Below are 14,608 nucleotides of genomic sequence, written 5' to 3'. Positions count from 1 at the left end.
AAGGACAACCGCGCTCTGCCGTCACTTGGGTGCGCGGGCTTGTCTCAGCCTGTTTTCGAAGTGGCGCGTGTAACTGAAAGAGGCCATCTCTGCAAGAGGCACCTCGCAGGGAATCTTATAGGCCACTGAAAGGGATTGATAGCCTCATGGCTGACACTGATAGCCAATACGTGAATGACCGCCGTGCAACTGAGCCTGACGGCGGAGCTGCCGTCAATCGGCCCAAGGCCAAGAGCTTGAAACCATTGAAGCTTTTGATGCCGTACATTCGGCGCCACTGGATCACGGTGAGCGTGGCACTGGTATTCCTTGTGCTGGCCGCCGCTGTCAGCCTGGCTATCCCGATGTTGCTGGGAATGGCAGCTGATGCCGGTCAGCGGGCAGAAGATTCCACCGCACAGCTTCTGGAACTGGTCGACAAGGCGTTTCTCTGGGTCGCATTGGCGGCCATTCTGTCGGGTGTTCTGGGGGCTGTCCGGTTCTATTTTGTCTCCCGCTTCGGGGAGCGGATTGCCGCAGACCTGCGCCGCGATCTCTATTCCCACTTGTTGACCCTGTCGCCGCGCTACCATTCCAAGATGCGCTCGGGTGAGGCTGTGTCCCGCCTGACGGCCGATGTGACCCTGATCGAGACCTTCCTCGGTTCGTCCGCCTCGCTTGCCATGCGCACGCTGCTGACCACGTTTGGCGCGCTGACCATGATGATGGTTGTGAACTGGAAGCTGGGGCTGACCCTGCTGGCCATGCTGCCGATTGCCATCCTGCCGGTCATGTTCATTGGCCGGATCATTCGGAAGATGTCGAACACGGCGCAGTCGCGCCTTGCCGATGCAGGCTCGGAAGCGGCGGAAGCGCTCGACGCGATTGAACTCGTCCAGGCCTATAACCGCGAAGATAGCCGCCTGGCCGCGTTCTCAGAAGCTGTGGAAGCAACCTTTGCGGCGGCCATGCGCCGGATCGGCGCGCGCTCTGTCATGATCGTGCTGGTCTCCATCCTGCTGTTTGGGGGCTTTGTTGGTGTGCTCTGGCTCGGCGCGCGGGCCGTGGCGACAGGGGAGATGAGCTTTGGTGATCTCGCCTCCATGGTGCTCTACGCGCTATATGCTGGCTCCGGGTTCGGCATGCTGGCGGAAGTCTATGGCGAAGTGATGCGCGCGGCGGGCGCGGCGGACCGGGCGGCGGAAGTGCTGAATGCGGAGCAGGAAATCTCCGCGCCACTGCAGCCGGTTGCCCTGCCGGAGAAGGTCACTGGCGCGCTGACTTTCGATCATGTCACCTTCCGCTATGGCGGCGAGGATGTTTCCGCGCTTGAGGATTTCTCCCTCAGCATTCGTCCGGGCGAGTTCGTGGCGCTGGTCGGCCCCAGCGGCGCGGGCAAGACCACCGTCTTCCGCCTGGCGCTGCGCCTGTTCGATGTGCAGTCCGGCAAGGTGATGCTGGATGGTGTTTCCGCACTGGAGGCAACGCCGCGTGACTGGCGCCATCAATTTGCCTATGCGCCCCAGGAATCTGCGTTGTTCACGGGTACGGCCCGCCAGAACATTGCGTTCGGTGCGGACAATGCCGATGACGCCGTGCTGGAACATGCCGCCCGCATGGCAGAAGCGATGGATTTCCTGGCCGCAAAGGAAGGGCTCGATACCGATCTTGGTCAGAAGGGGCGCAGCCTGTCAGGCGGGCAACGCCAGCGGGTTGCGCTGGCGCGGGCCTTGGTGCGGGATGCCCCGGTTCTGCTGCTCGACGAGGCAACCTCTGCGCTTGATTCAGAAAGCGAAGCGGCTGTGCGCCGCGCGATCTCCAATGCTGCCGAGGGGCGCACGACGCTGGTCATCGCGCACCGTCTCTCCACCGTACGCCGCGCAGACCGGATCATCGTAATGGAGCATGGCCATATCGTTGAAGAAGGCACGCACGAGGAACTCGTCGCGAAGGGCGGCCTCTATGCCCGCCTCGCCGAATTGCAGTTTGCGGAAGGGTAGGGGGGGCTAGCCCCGTTTCTTGCGCACCTTCTTCACCTTGCCATCAATTGTGAAGGCAAAGGCGAGCGAGAGGATGAGGGGCACCCAGATTGGCAACTCGCCCAGCCCCGGCGTATTCAGGGCTGCTGCCAGATGGTCGTCCACGCACCACCACAAAAGCCATAACCACATAATATTATCTCCATGCATCAGGCCCCTACATGTCAAATATAGGGGCCGGGTGCGCGGATTGACAGGTTGAGCTTATTCCGCGGCCTGAAGGGTGGGCTTTGCGGCGCTCGCCTCTTGTGGGGTCGTGAATTTCATCACGCCGTCTTCAATGGGCAGTTGGCGCAAATTCTTGCGGTCTGTGAAGTAATCCTGATGCAGCTTCCACGGCGCTTCGGTGTGCTGGCGCGGGAACTGGTCCATCACGCGCTGGAAATAGCCTGATGAGAAGTCCACGAAGGGTTCTGTCTCGTTCGGATAGGCTGACAGATAGGGCATGGCAGAGCTCGCGCCCTTTTCGTCCATCGTCTTCAGCAGACGGCAGACATATTCGCTCGTCAGATCGGCCTTCAGCGTCCAGGACGCATTCGTATAGCCGAACGTTACGGCCAGATTCGGCACATTGGAAAGCATGACACCCTTATAGTTCAGCAGCTGTCCGGGATTTACCTTCGCGCCATCCAGCGAGACATCCACCCCGTTCATGAACACCAGATTGAGGCCCGTGGCCGTCACCACGATGTCGGCGTCCAGCGTCTTGCCGGAGGTCAGCTTAATACCGTGCTCCGTAAACGTCTCGATATGGTCAGTCTCGATGTTGGCCTTGCCGCTCTTCAGGGCATGGAAGAGATCGGAATCCGGCACCAGGCAAAGGCGCTGTTCCCATGGATTGTAGGCCGGGTTGAAGTGCGTCTCGACCGGATAGTCGGGGCCGAGTTCCTCTTTCACCATGCCGATCAGGCGCTCGCGGGCCTGCTCAGGATTGCTGCGTGTTTTCTTGTAGAAGAATTGCTGGAGGGCAACATTCCGCCAGCGGATCAAACTGTAGGCCCAGCTGTCCGGAAGGATTTTGCGCAGGAAGTTTGCGAATTTGTCCACGGCCGGGCGAGAGACGACATAGGTGGGGGAGCGTTGCAGCATAGTGACATGCCCCGCCTTGTCAGTCATTGCGGGCAAGAGGGTCATCGCCGTCGCGCCAGAGCCGATGATCACAACTTTCTTGCCGGAATAGTCGAGATCTTCCGGCCAGTGTTGCGGGTGCACGAACTGGCCCTTGAAATTGTCTTCGCCCGGAAAGTCCGGACGATAGCCCTGATCATAATTGTAATAGCCGCCGCACATGAAAAGGAAGCGGCAGGTCGTGACGGCGCGGTCGCCGGCCTTGTTCTCATGCGTGACATGCCAGGCCTGATCTTCAGTGGACCAATTGGCGGCGACGATCTTCGTCCCGAACTTGATATGGGGCGTGATGCCGTACTCGTCTGCGGTGTCCTCGACATAGCTGCGGATCGACGGGCCATCGGCAATCGCCTTGGCGGCGGTCCAGGGTTTGAAATTGTAGCCCAGCGTGTGCATGTCGCTGTCGGAACGGATGCCCGGATAGCGGAACAGGTCCCAGGTGCCGCCAATCGCGTCGCGCTGCTCGAAGATCTGATAGGTTTTGCCAGGGCATTGCTTGCCCAGATGCACGGCTGCGCCGATGCCCGATAGGCCGGCGCCAATGATCAGAACGTCTGTATCTGGTTGTATCATGCGTGTTCCCTGCCCGTTTTGACCCATAAAGCCAAAACTTGACGCCAGTGTCACGATAATTCTGACACCGTGCGTGCAGGAAACTGCCTCAGAAAGGCTTGCCTAGGACTGCTTGCCGAAAGAGGCTGCGTGGCGCAGCTGCTTCTCGATCAGGGGCTGCAGGTCCGCATTGGAGGCCAGGACAGAGCCAGTCGACATCACGTCGCCGCCATCAATCTCCTGAACCGCGCCGCCAGCCTCACGCACCAGCACGATACCGGCTGCAATGTCCCATGGCTTCAGGTCGCGTTCCCAGAACCCGTCGAAGCGGCCTGCGGCCACCCAGGCAAGGTCAAGCGCCGCTGAGCCATAGCGGCGGATGCCGGCGCAGGCGGGCGTCATGGCCAGCAATTCGCGGGCAAAGCCGGTATGGGCGGCTTCGGACTTGCCGTGCCACGGCGTGCCGGTCGCGATGACGGCTTCGTTCAGGCGGGTGCGGGTCGCTACGCGCAGCTTGCGCTGTTCCAGCCAGGCGCCCCGGCCGGTTTCAGCCCAGAAGATCTCGTTCTTGGCGACATCATAAACGACACCGGTCAGCAGTTTGCCTTCCCGCTCCAGCGCGATGGAAACGGCATAATGCGGCTGGCCGTGCAGGAAGTTCAGCGTGCCATCCAGCGGATCGACGATGAACTTGTTGGACTTGTCCGTCCCCTCCACAATGCCGCTTTCTTCCATGACGAAGCCATAGCCCGGACGGGCCTTGGAGAGCTGTGTGTAGATGATCTCTTCAGCGCGGTGATCGGCATTGGAGACGAAATCGGCAGGTCCCTTCTTGGATACTTGCAGGTTTTCGACTTCACCAAAATCACGCGCAAGGGCGCGGCCTGCAGCGCGGGCGGCTGCGATCATCACGGTTCCGACGGGGGAGGGTTTGGACATGTCTGACCTTAGTCTGCGCGGCGGAGGTAAGTGGAATCAGCGGTCTGCACGACGATTTTCTCGCCGGTGCCGACAAAGGGCGGAACCATGACGCGCACACCGCCGGTGCAGCTGGCAGGCTTGAAGCTGTTTGCCGCCGTCTGGCCTTTGACGACCGGCTCGGTTTCCTCGACTTCCAGGATCACCTGTTCCGGCAGGGAGACGCCGATCGGCTGCTCACCATAGAACTCGATCTCGACCGTCATGCCGTCCTGCAAGAAGGCGCCCTGGTCACCAATGAAGTCACGCTGGATGGCAATCTGCTCGAAGCTTTCCTGATCCATGAAGGTGAAGGCGTCATCGTCTGCAAACAGGAATTGGTGGTCTTTCTGCTCCAGGCGTACTTTCTCAACTGTCTCTGAAGAGCGGAAGCGAACATTGGCCTTGGAGCCGTTCAGCAGGTTGCGCAGTTCCACCTGATTGAACGCACCACCCTTGCCGGGTTTCACGGATGCGGTCTTCAGGGCGCGCCAGACGCTGCCGTCATGTTCGATGACGTTGCCGGGCTTGATCTCATTGCCATTGATTTTGACCATGGGAGGTATCCTTTTAAAGGTTTGGCGGGGGCGTAAGCCTTTGGCCTGAAACGGTCAAGCCGGGGTGTGTTAATCCGCCTGCCAAGCAGGCGATGCCTTATAAACGGGGCCGGTTCTTCCCGCCAGTATTCACAAAACAGTGCAATTATGGGCAGAATGGCGGTTCCACTGGCAAATAAGGGGGACAAGCAATGCTTCAACGCTTTCTGACTTTTGACAAGCTGATCGGCACGACGCTGATCAAGGTGCTCTATTATATCGGTCTGATCGGGATCGCGCTTTATGCGGTCATCATGTTTTTGTTAGGCCTTGGTGTAATGGTCAGCCAGAGCTTTTTTGGCGGTATCGGCATGATCATTGCGGCCATTATCGGCGGCGCGGTCAGCCTCTTGTTCTGGCGCTTCATGTGCGAGCTCTACATGCTGTTCTTCCGCATCAGCGATGATGTGCGGGAACTCAAGGAAATGAAGACAGGCACGCCACCTGCTGCTCCGGTTACGGCAACGCCGCCACCTGAGGTCTAGCTCGCGCTCTGGTCCAGACGGTCCAGGACCTTGTTGAACTCTGCCACGGCGGCCGGGGCACCGGCCGGGTGGTTCCACACGCCTGAGGATACGGCCAGGAAGTCTGCGCCTGCGGTGATCAGCGCTTCGGCATTCTCCGCAGTGATCCCGCCAATCGCGACGCAGGGGATCTCCATGCTTTCCTGCCAGATTTCCAGCAGGTCCGGGCTCGCCTCCACGGTGCCGGCCTTGGTGTGTGTGGGGTAGAAGGCACCAAAGGCAACATAGTCTGCGCCGTCTTCGCCGGCCTTCATCGCCACATGGCGGGAATTCTTGGCCGTTGCGCCAATGATCATCTCCGGGCCGACTAGCTCGCGCGCCTGTTTGACCGGCATGTCATCCCAACCGAGATGCACGCCATCGGCGCTGAGCTCTACCGCCAGTTCGGGGCTGTCATTGACCAGAACGGCCACGCCATAGGCCTGCGCCATCTCCGTCACAGCTGTGCCGACCGTGCGCGTCGCGTCGAGATCAATCTCGCCCTCCGGCGTCTTCAGGCGCAGCTGAAGACAGGCGACATCGCCCGCCGTCAAAGTCGTTTCCAGCAAGGCGGCAAAGCCGTCCACATCCTCGATCCGGGGCGGCGTGATCAGGTAAAGCCGCGTGCGCGGGCGGATATAATCAGTGTCGGTCATCAGCGCGATGTGGCTGGAACAGGTACATGCGTCAAGCCATGTCTGACCGCAGCATGGAACTTGACGAATATTGATTAGCTGGCTAATTACCTTGATATGTTCCTGCTGAAAGACCTGCCAGAAGACCGCTATGTGGAGCGGTTTTCGCAAAAATACGGCCCTATCGAGCCTAAACGGCTGAACCTGTTCCTGACTGTGCTACGCAGCGGGTCTGACCTGCTCGTTGAACTCGACAACTTCCTGGAACGGTTCGGCCTGACACATGGCCGGTGGATCACGCTGGTTCTCCTCATGCGGGAGCCGGACGTGTCGGCACGCCCGGCCACTCTGGCCGAAAAGCAAGGCGTACGCCGGGCGACAATGACCGGGTTGACCCAACGCCTTGAAATGGACGGGCTGGTCCGGCGGATTCCGGATGACGAGGATGGCCGGAGTGTCAGGATCTGCCTGACCGAAGCCGGCGCAGACCTCCTGCAAGCGATCATGCCGGAATATTATCGGCGGGTCGGAGACATGACCGCCGGCATTCCCGACGAACAGGTCGAAGCGGCCACGATGGCAATCAACGAACTCAACGGACGGGCCGACCTGCTGTCAGCCCCCTGATGATCCAATGCTGCACAGGCAGCGCCAGCGCAACACGTAACCATAAAGTTAGGAGGCTAATTAAATGAAACACCAACGCGAACTGGGAAAAACAGGCGTATCTCTGCCCGCTATCGGACTCGGCTGTATGGGCATGTCTGAGTTTTACGGCGAGACAGACGACGCCGAGTCTCTGCGGGTCCTTCACCGCGCCATGGACCTCGGCGTGAAGATGCTGGACACGGCAGACATGTACGGCAATGGCCACAATGAGCGTCTCCTGGGGAAATTCCTGAAGGAGACGGCCGCAACGCCGTTTATCGCGACGAAGTTCGGGATAAGACGCGACAAGGAAGATGGTTCCAGCGCCTATCAGCGGATCGTCGACAATTCTCCGGACTATATACGCAGTGCCTGCGAAAGCTCACTACAACGGCTGGGCGTTGAAACAATCGATCTGTATTACATGCACCGCTACGCCCCGGACTATCCGCTGGAAGATGCGATCGGCACACTGTCGCGCCTTGTCGAAGAAGGGAAGGTCAAGGCCATAGGCCTGTCCGAAGTGTCTGCAGAAACATTGCGCCGGGCGCATGCGGTCCACCCGGTCTCTGCTCTGCAGACAGAATATTCCCTGCAAACGCGCCACATCGAAACGGATATTCTGCCAGCCTGCAAGGAGCTGGGCATCGCCTTTGTCGCATATAGCCCTCTTGGCAGGGGCATGCTGTCGGGAGCGATCACATCGCGTGATATGCTTTCACAGGATGACGCCCGGCGAACCATATTCGAACGCTTTACGGATGAAGCCCTCAAGGAGAACCTCGTCCGGATGAACGTTTTCGATGACATTGGTGCAAAACATGAAGCCAGTGCCGCGCAGATCGCGCTCGCCTGGGTGTTGCATCAGGGGGAGAATGTCTTTGCCATTCCGGGCACGAAACGCATCCCCTATCTGGAGGCCAATGTCGCTGCTGGGCAGATTGAGCTGACCGCAGACGAACTGGCGCAGCTTGATGAGGCGTTCGCCCCAGGCACGGTGAAGGGGGCCCGCTACCCTGAGGCGGGCCTGAAGACCGTGAACACCTGAACCGGGTCTCTTCCGGCAGGCATGAAAAAGGCGGCTCCGGAGGGGCCGCCTTTTGTCATCAGCTTGCAGGCCGCGTCTAGCAGCCGGCTTTGGAGGCCTGGTAGATGCTGTCGATCGTGGCGGCGAGGGTCGTGTTGAAGTCCTCATCGCTCTGGCCGGCAGACAGGCCTTCGGTCAGCGCGCGGGAGAAGCTGGCGATGATGCCATCATTCGCGGCGAGCTTCTCACAGGCGTCTTCGCGGGAATAGCCACCTGACAGGGCGACAACGCGCATGACACGCGGATGGTCGACCAGCGGCTTATAGAGGTTTGCCTTGGTTGGCAGGGAGAGCTTCAGCATCACCTTCTTGTCTTCGCCCAGCGCGTCCAGCTGCTTCAGGATCTCGGCCAGAAGCATTTCTTCGGCCTCTGCCTTGTCGGCGATGGTGATGGTGACTTCCGGCTCGATGATCGGCATCAGGCCATGGCCGAGGATCTGGCGGCCAACATCAAATTGCTGGGCCACGATTGCGGCAATGCCCTCGCGATTGGCCGCGTTGACGACAGAGCGCATCTTGGTGCCATAGATGCTCTTGGTGTTGGCGCGCTCCAGAAGATGGTCCAGGTCGGGCATCGGCTTCATCAGCTGAACGCCGTTGGCTTCGTCTGCCAGGCCCTTGTCCACTTTCAGGAAGGGGACAACCTGGTGCTCGTTCCAGAGATATTCAGCGGTCGGCGTGCCATCAATTTCGCCATCCATGGTCCGTTCAAAGAGGATTGCACCAATGACTTTCTCGCCATTGAAGGCCGGCGCCTTGATGATGCGGGCGCGCATATCATGGATCAGGCCGAACATTTCCTCGTCATTGGAATAGGCATCTTCATTAACGCCATACAGGCGCAGCGCTTTTGGGGTGGAGCCGCCGGATTGGTCCAGCGCGGCGATGAAGCCATTCTTTTCGGCAATTTGCCGGGCCATGTTTGCTTTGGTCATATGAGTTTCTCAACAGATCCTTGATTGCGACATTTGCAAAGTTTGCATTCAAGTACCGTGCCTTTTTCACGGGTCAACCGCTGCAGGCTGCAGAGACGGGAAAAGGCTCAAATCGCCTGTCAGACAAGCGATTCGCGGGCTTGCGCCCTGTTTGACGGGGGTAAAACAGCCCAGACTGCAGGGGAAACAGGGTGCAATGCAGCAATCAAGTTTTGCTATGAGGCTGGCAGCGTGGCTTATGGGAACGTTGTCATTCTTCCGCATGCTGCGCGATTTGCCGCAGGCATAAAAAAGGCCTGTCCCGGAAGGGGACAGGCCTTGTGGGTCAAATGGGACTAAAAGATCAGGATTTGAGCGCTTCGACGCCGGGCAGGGGCTTGCCTTCCATCCACTCCAGGAAAGCGCCGCCAGCGGTCGACACGAAGGTGAAATCACGCGCCGCATCGGCATGGTTCAGGGCGGCGACCGTATCGCCTCCGCCGGCCACAGCGATCAGCTTGCCTTCCTTGGCGCGGATGCCGGCGGCCTGGGCGGCGGACACGGTGGCCTTGTCAAAGGGCGGCATTTCAAACGCGCCAAGAGGCCCGTTCCAGACCAGCGTCTTGGACTGGCCCATCGCGGCGACCAGCTGGGCCACCGTCTTCATGCCGGCATCCAGGATCATCTCATCAGCGGCGACGTCTTCCGGCGCGCAGGTGCGATTCTCGGCATAGGCGGCAAAATCCTTGGCGACGACCACGTCGACCGGCAGCAGGATCTCGCACTCATTCTTCCCGGCGATCTCCATGATCTCACGGGCGAGATCTGCCAGATCATGCTCACACAGGGATTTGCCGACATCGACGCCCTTTGCGGCAAGGAAGGTGTTTGCCATGCCGCCACCAATCGCCAGTTTGTCCACCTTGGTGACGAGGTTCTTCAAAAGGTCGATCTTGGAGGAGACCTTCGCGCCGCCGACCACGGCCAGCACGGGGCGCTCCGGCGTGCCGAGGGCTCTCTCCAGCGCGTCCAGCTCGGCTTCCATGGTCACACCGGCATAGGCGGGCAGAAAGTGCGTGATGCCTTCGGTGGAGGCGTGAGCGCGGTGAGCGGCAGAGAAGGCGTCATTGACATAGATGTCTCCCAGCGCGGCCATGCGCTCTGAAAGCTCTTTGTCATTCTTTTCCTCACCGGGTTCGAAACGGGTGTTTTCCATCAGAATGACGTCGCCCTCGGGACGGCTGGCGACAAAGGATTTGGCTTTCGGGCCAAAGCCGCAATTCTCTGCGAAATGCACCGGCGCGCCGAGCACTTTGGAAAAGGCTTCGGCAACAGGCTCCAGGCTCATCTCCGGAACGATCTGGCCTTTCGGGCGGCCGAAATGGGCCATCAGCACCACTTTCGCGCCAGCATCGCGCAGGGCGTTCACCGTGCCGAGTGCCGCGCGCAGGCGGGTATCATCCGTCACCTTGCCGTTCTCCATCGGCACGTTGAAGTCAACGCGGACAAGGGCGGTCTTGCCGGTCAGGTCACCGGCATCGGCGATGCGTTTGAAGCTGGACATTACTTGCTCTCCGTTTTGCGGAATACGGCGCGCAACAGGGCGGCCGGTCCGGAATGATAGGGGCCTTCGCTCAGGGTCTCGATGCCGGTCCAGAAGGAGACGGGCTCGCCACCGGCGAAATCGGCTTTGATGTCTGTTGGGTCGTACAGCAGGTCAGGATTGGGCGGGCCGCCGGACTGGTGGCTCTCCTGATACTGGCTCTGCCCCTTGGTGAAGCCTTCGACGAACAGGTGGCCGCCGGTCTTCAAGGCGCCCAGCAGGCGGGCGTGAAAGGCAGGGCGGAAGTCTGGCGGCATGTGCGCGAACATGATCGCAGCATGGTCGAAGCGGCCTTCGGGCCAGTCCCAGCTGGACAGGTCGGCCTCGATACAGGTGACGAAAACGCCATGGCTGGCGGCCAGGTCTTCGGTCTTGGAAAGGCCCGAGGCAGACATGTCCACCGCGGTCACATCCAGGCCGAGCCGGGCCAGAAATACAGCGTCCCGGCCTTCACCGCTTGCCGGAACAAGCGCCTTCTGGCCGGGACGGAACAGGTCTGAAAAGGCCATCAGCAGGCGGCTGGCGCGTTCTCCATAGGCAAACCCGTCTTCGCTGAATCTGGAATTCCAGAATTCTGCCTGGTCGGGTCCACTCATGAGCAATCCTTTCAGCCGCCTGTGTAAAAGGCCCTAGATCAGTTTGGACATGACGAGCGCAGTGTCGCTCATGCGGCTCGCGAAGCCCCACTCATTGTCATACCAGGACAGGATGCGGACCATCGTACCTTCGATGACCTGCGTTTGCGCCAGGGCGAAGGTGGAAGAGTGGGCGTCGTGGTTGAAGTCAGAAGAGACCAGCGGCTTGTCGGTATAGGCCAGCACGCCTTTCATGGCGCCGTCTGCAGCGGCAATGATGGCATTGTTGATCTCTTCGACATTGGTCGGCTTGCCGGCATCAAAGACCAGGTCAACGACCGAAACGTTCGGCGTCGGCACGCGCACGGAGGAGCCGTCCAGTTTGCCCTTCAGTTCCGGCAGAACCAGGCCCACGGCCTTGGCAGCGCCGGTGGAGGTCGGGATCATGGACATCGCAGCCGCGCGGCCGCGATAGAGGTCCTTGTGCATGCGGTCCAGCGTCGGCTGGTCGCCTGTGTAGGAGTGGATCGTCGTCATGTAGCCGCGCTTGATGCCGACCGTGTCGTTCAGAACCTTGGCGACCGGGGACAGGCAGTTCGTGGTGCAGGACGCGTTGGAGACAACCAGGTCATCCTTGGTCAGCGTGTCGTGGTTCACACCGTAAACAATGGTCTTGTCGGCATTGGTGGCCGGAGCAGAGACCAGAACGCGCTTGGCGCCGGCCTTCAGGTGGGCAGAGGCCTTTTCCTTGTCGGCGAAGATGCCGGTGCATTCCATCGCGATGTCGATGTCCAGCTCGGCATGCGGCAGGTCAGCAGGGTCGCGCACGGCGGTGCAGAGGAATTTGCGGTCGCCGACGATGATCGTGTCGCCCTCAACCTTCACCTCGTAAGGCAGCCGGCCATGCACAGAATCATACTGCAGCAGGTGGGCATTTGTCTCGACCGGGCCGAGGTCGTTGATCGCAACGACTTCGATGTCTTTGCGGTCATGCTCGATGATGGAACGAAGAACGAGACGGCCGATACGGCCAAAACCATTGATTGCAACGCGAACGGCCATGAAAAATCTCCTCGGAGCGGCAGGCTGAAAATCTGTTGGGCCCTTTACGACGCTGGGACGTTTTCGTCCACCCGCATGCCATGCGGCAGCCCGACGCTTGCTATCTAGGAAGGGAAGGTGGCGCTTAAAAGGCATGGACTTGCCGAAAGCGCCCGCCTATGGCCTGATCGCCTGTCAGTGAGGAACACTTCATGCGTCAGGTAAAAATCGGCACGACGGGGCCGCAGGTCGGCGTGCTCGGCTATGGCTGCTGGCGCTTTCTGGGCCACAGCCTGTCCCATGCCGAGACCTTGATCGAAACGGCGCTGGATCTGGGCATGAGCCTGATCGATACCGCAGATGTCTATGGCTATGGCGGGCCGGGCTTTGGCGCGGCCGAGGCTTTGCTGGGCAAGGTGATCGCCGCCAATCCTGACCGCCGGCGCCGAATGATGCTGGCCACAAAAGGCGGAATCATTCCGCCAGAGCCTTACAATTCGAGCCGGGACTATCTGGTGTCGGCCTGTGAGGCCTCTCTGGACCGGCTGGGCGTGGAGCAGATCGACCTCTACCAGATTCACCGTCCAGACCTGCTGACCCCCTGGGATGAGGTGGCACGTGCGCTGGAAGACCTGATCGAGGCCGGCAAGATCCGCCAGGTCGGTGTGTCCAATTTCAGCCCGGCGCAGACCCGCGCGCTGCAGGCGAATCTTGCGCCGCGCATTGTCAGCACCCAGCCGGAATTTTCCGCGATGCATATCGCGCCCATGGATGATGGCACGCTGGACTGGTGCCAGGAAATGAACGCCGCCGCGATTGTCTGGTCTCCGCTGGCGGGTGGCAGGCTGGCCGATGCCCATGTGCCGGGGGAGGGCGATCCGCACACCCTGCTGGCCGTGCATGTGGAGCTGGACCGGCTGGCGCATCAGCACGGCGTCACCCGCAGTGACATTGCGCTGGCCTTTGTGCTGAAGCATCCGGCGCGGCCGGTGGCGCTACTGGGCACTCAGACGCCGGAGCGGTTGAAGGCTGCCATACGGGCGCTGGAGGTCAATCTCTCCCGCCGGGACTGGTACGCCATTCTTGAGGCGAGCCGCGGGACGCCGATGCCATGAGTGCCCGCCTGCCGACAGGGCGCAGCGCGTCTGACTGGACTCTGTTTTCTGTGCTGACCCTGTTCTGGGCGGGCGCCTATGCGCTGACGCGGGTGGCCGTTGACAAGGGCAATCCGGAGATGGGCCTGCCCGTGGCATGGGTGTTGCCGGGGCGTCTGGTGATCGGGGCCGTGGTGCTGTGGATCATCATGCTGGCGCGCGGCCAGCGCCTGCCGCCTCTGGCCGACCGGCGGCGCTGGCTGGTGATTGTCAGTATGGGGCTGACCGGATCTGTCTTTCCGTTCTTCCTGATCACGACCGCTCAGCAGACGGTCAATTCCAGCCTTGCGGCGCTCTACACGGCGGCTGTGCCGATCTTCGTGGCGAGCGGGGCAACCTTCCTGTTCCATGATGAAAAGATGACGCGCAGCTCCCTGCTGGGCGTGCTGATCGGCTTTGCCGGCATTGTCGTTCTGTTCGGGCCGGATGCGATGAAAGGCCTGGGCAATGCGAGCGTCATTGCGCAGATCCTGCTGATCCTCGCCACGATGAATTATGCCTTTTCCAGTCTTGTTGCGCGGGGCGCGCCGGTGATGGAGGCGATGCCGTTTGCGACCGGCTTTGTCACGGTTGCCGCGATCGTCTCCCTGCCGTTGGCCTTTACGGTGACGCCGTCTGAAGTGAATGCGGACTGGAGCCATTGGGCCGCAGTGCTGGCGCTGGGCATCGGGCCGTCAGCGGTGGCGCAGGCGCTCTACATGTTCCTGATCGCGCGGACGAGCGCGACTTTCCTGTCGCTGACGGGCTATTCCATTCCGGTGGTGAGCGCGGCGCTGGGCTGGTTGTTCTTCCGCGAGACGCAGAGCTGGCAGGCGCTGGTGGCCTTTGTGCTGATCCTGGGCGGGGTCTGGCTGGCGCGCGGCGGGGGCGGCGTGAAGGAAGGCTAGGATTCCAGCTGCGCGTGCGACGCCCGTGAAGGCGCTTCGTTTCCAGAGATTGAATTTTCATCCGTAAAGAGACGGGTCAGGTGTCTGGTGGGGGCAGTATACATCCCGCAGCATTGGCGCTCATCCCGGCGAAAGCCGGGACCCAGAATTGCGCGTCCTGAGCCTGCCGCCCTGGACCCCGGCTTTCGCCGGGGTGAGCGGACATGAGGGATCTGCCATCAAGCGCCGCTGCGAAGGCCTTGCCTGGTTCCCACGCAAACGGATCTTGCTGTTTCTGTTCGGCGAGGGCCGCTTCGCGTTCAGCTGCCGTA

16 protein-coding genes are annotated in these 14,608 nt (G+C 60.8%); 6 read left to right on the top strand and 10 right to left on the bottom strand.

The genetic code is table 11. From position 1 onward, the window contains the following. Positions 1-146 precede the first annotated feature (146 nt). Positions 147-1,979 (top strand): ABC transporter transmembrane domain-containing protein, encoded by a 1,833-nt coding sequence (locus tag HY29_RS09970; RefSeq protein WP_034796427.1) that lies wholly within the window; start codon positions 147-149, stop codon positions 1,977-1,979. A 6-nt stretch (positions 1,980-1,985) separates the two neighbouring features. Here the strand turns inward: HY29_RS09970 and HY29_RS19530 are convergent, their stop codons facing one another. From HY29_RS19530 to efp, 4 genes are all read right to left on the bottom strand, one after another. Continuing rightward, positions 1,986-2,150, bottom strand: a complete 165-nt coding sequence (locus tag HY29_RS19530) for a hypothetical protein (protein WP_199285825.1) — start codon at positions 2,148-2,150, stop codon at positions 1,986-1,988. 72 nt (positions 2,151-2,222) lie between these two features. Continuing rightward, positions 2,223-3,719 carry a flavin-containing monooxygenase gene (locus HY29_RS09960; protein WP_034796423.1) on the bottom strand — a complete coding sequence of 499 codons (1,497 nt, stop codon included), beginning with the start codon at positions 3,717-3,719 and terminating at the stop codon, positions 2,223-2,225. 102 nt (positions 3,720-3,821) lie between these two features. Beyond that, positions 3,822-4,637, bottom strand: coding sequence for an inositol monophosphatase family protein (locus tag HY29_RS09955; RefSeq protein ID WP_034796421.1), 816 nt, complete (start codon positions 4,635-4,637; stop codon positions 3,822-3,824). Between the two features lie 8 nt (positions 4,638-4,645). Further along, complete coding sequence (gene efp / locus HY29_RS09950; protein ID WP_034796419.1) at positions 4,646-5,212, bottom strand: elongation factor P; 567 nt, start codon at positions 5,210-5,212, stop codon at positions 4,646-4,648. A gap of 191 nt (positions 5,213-5,403) precedes the next feature. On the opposite strand from efp, the gene HY29_RS09945 reads away from it, so the two are divergent. Continuing rightward, positions 5,404-5,736, top strand: coding sequence for a DUF4282 domain-containing protein (locus HY29_RS09945; protein WP_034796417.1), 333 nt, complete (start codon positions 5,404-5,406; stop codon positions 5,734-5,736). Here the strand turns inward: HY29_RS09945 and thiE are convergent. Continuing rightward, entirely contained in the window at positions 5,733-6,410 is a 678-nt protein-coding gene (gene thiE / locus HY29_RS09940) for a thiamine phosphate synthase (RefSeq protein WP_034796415.1), read from the bottom strand. The two genes, HY29_RS09945 and thiE, sit on opposite strands and share 4 nt — an antisense overlap. Before the next feature lie 96 nt (positions 6,411-6,506). Here thiE and HY29_RS09935 point away from each other — a divergent pair, with 96 nt between their 5' ends. Together HY29_RS09935 and HY29_RS09930 are read left to right on the top strand one after the other, a co-directional pair. Next, positions 6,507-7,016 (top strand): MarR family winged helix-turn-helix transcriptional regulator, encoded by a 510-nt coding sequence (locus HY29_RS09935; RefSeq protein WP_034796413.1) that lies wholly within the window; start codon positions 6,507-6,509, stop codon positions 7,014-7,016. 64 nt (positions 7,017-7,080) lie between these two features. Continuing rightward, a complete protein-coding gene (locus tag HY29_RS09930; protein ID WP_034796411.1) occupies positions 7,081-8,085 on the top strand; it encodes an aldo/keto reductase in 1,005 nt (334 codons plus the stop codon). 76 nt (positions 8,086-8,161) lie between these two features. On the opposite strand, the gene HY29_RS09925 is transcribed toward HY29_RS09930, so the two are convergent. The 4 genes from HY29_RS09925 to gap form a co-directional block, all read right to left on the bottom strand. Continuing rightward, positions 8,162-9,058, bottom strand: a complete 897-nt coding sequence (locus tag HY29_RS09925; RefSeq protein WP_034796409.1) for a fructose bisphosphate aldolase — start codon at positions 9,056-9,058, stop codon at positions 8,162-8,164. 343 nt (positions 9,059-9,401) lie between these two features. Then, entirely contained in the window at positions 9,402-10,601 is a 1,200-nt protein-coding gene (locus HY29_RS09920; RefSeq protein ID WP_034796407.1) for a phosphoglycerate kinase, read from the bottom strand. Beyond that, a complete protein-coding gene (locus HY29_RS09915; RefSeq protein ID WP_034796406.1) occupies positions 10,601-11,236 on the bottom strand; it encodes a class I SAM-dependent methyltransferase in 636 nt (211 codons plus the stop codon). The genes HY29_RS09920 and HY29_RS09915 overlap by 1 nt, the downstream gene beginning before the upstream one ends. 33 nt (positions 11,237-11,269) lie before the next feature. After that, entirely contained in the window at positions 11,270-12,277 is a 1,008-nt protein-coding gene (gap, locus tag HY29_RS09910; protein ID WP_034796405.1) for a type I glyceraldehyde-3-phosphate dehydrogenase, read from the bottom strand. A gap of 191 nt (positions 12,278-12,468) precedes the next feature. Between gap and HY29_RS09905 the strand changes: the two genes are divergently transcribed. Then, a complete protein-coding gene (locus HY29_RS09905; RefSeq protein WP_034796404.1) occupies positions 12,469-13,371 on the top strand; it encodes an aldo/keto reductase in 903 nt (300 codons plus the stop codon). Beyond that, complete coding sequence (locus HY29_RS09900) at positions 13,368-14,297, top strand: DMT family transporter (RefSeq protein ID WP_034796403.1); 930 nt, start codon at positions 13,368-13,370, stop codon at positions 14,295-14,297. Before HY29_RS09905 ends, HY29_RS09900 begins: the two co-directional genes overlap by 4 nt. Positions 14,298-14,373: 76 nt before the next feature. Here HY29_RS09900 and HY29_RS19585 read toward each other — a convergent pair. Continuing rightward, the coding region (locus HY29_RS19585) for a hypothetical protein (RefSeq protein ID WP_206741949.1) at positions 14,374-14,608 on the bottom strand (235 nt) is incomplete at its 5' end.

Source organism: Hyphomonas beringensis, assembly GCF_000682755.1.
Lineage (GTDB): Bacteria > Pseudomonadota > Alphaproteobacteria > Caulobacterales > Hyphomonadaceae > Hyphomonas > Hyphomonas beringensis.
This window is presented reverse-complemented; position numbering and strand designations above follow the sequence as displayed.

Bases quoted from the DNA above. Each gene is read 5' to 3' on its own strand.
- HY29_RS09970 (WP_034796427.1), top strand. From the start codon at position 147: ATGGCTGACACTGATAGCCAATACGTGAATGACCGCCGTGCAACTGAG.
- HY29_RS19530 (WP_199285825.1), bottom strand. From the start codon at position 2,150: ATGTGGTTATGGCTTTTGTGGTGGTGCGTGGACGACCATCTGGCAGCA.
- HY29_RS09960 (WP_034796423.1), bottom strand. From the start codon at position 3,719: ATGATACAACCAGATACAGACGTTCTGATCATTGGCGCCGGCCTATCG.
- HY29_RS09955 (WP_034796421.1), bottom strand. From the start codon at position 4,637: ATGTCCAAACCCTCCCCCGTCGGAACCGTGATGATCGCAGCCGCCCGC.
- efp (WP_034796419.1), bottom strand. From the start codon at position 5,212: ATGGTCAAAATCAATGGCAATGAGATCAAGCCCGGCAACGTCATCGAA.
- HY29_RS09945 (WP_034796417.1), top strand. From the start codon at position 5,404: ATGCTTCAACGCTTTCTGACTTTTGACAAGCTGATCGGCACGACGCTG.
- thiE (WP_034796415.1), bottom strand. From the start codon at position 6,410: ATGACCGACACTGATTATATCCGCCCGCGCACGCGGCTTTACCTGATC.
- HY29_RS09935 (WP_034796413.1), top strand. From the start codon at position 6,507: ATGTTCCTGCTGAAAGACCTGCCAGAAGACCGCTATGTGGAGCGGTTT.
- HY29_RS09930 (WP_034796411.1), top strand. From the start codon at position 7,081: ATGAAACACCAACGCGAACTGGGAAAAACAGGCGTATCTCTGCCCGCT.
- HY29_RS09925 (WP_034796409.1), bottom strand. From the start codon at position 9,058: ATGACCAAAGCAAACATGGCCCGGCAAATTGCCGAAAAGAATGGCTTC.
- HY29_RS09920 (WP_034796407.1), bottom strand. From the start codon at position 10,601: ATGTCCAGCTTCAAACGCATCGCCGATGCCGGTGACCTGACCGGCAAG.
- HY29_RS09915 (WP_034796406.1), bottom strand. From the start codon at position 11,236: ATGAGTGGACCCGACCAGGCAGAATTCTGGAATTCCAGATTCAGCGAA.
- gap (WP_034796405.1), bottom strand. From the start codon at position 12,277: ATGGCCGTTCGCGTTGCAATCAATGGTTTTGGCCGTATCGGCCGTCTC.
- HY29_RS09905 (WP_034796404.1), top strand. From the start codon at position 12,469: ATGCGTCAGGTAAAAATCGGCACGACGGGGCCGCAGGTCGGCGTGCTC.
- HY29_RS09900 (WP_034796403.1), top strand. From the start codon at position 13,368: ATGAGTGCCCGCCTGCCGACAGGGCGCAGCGCGTCTGACTGGACTCTG.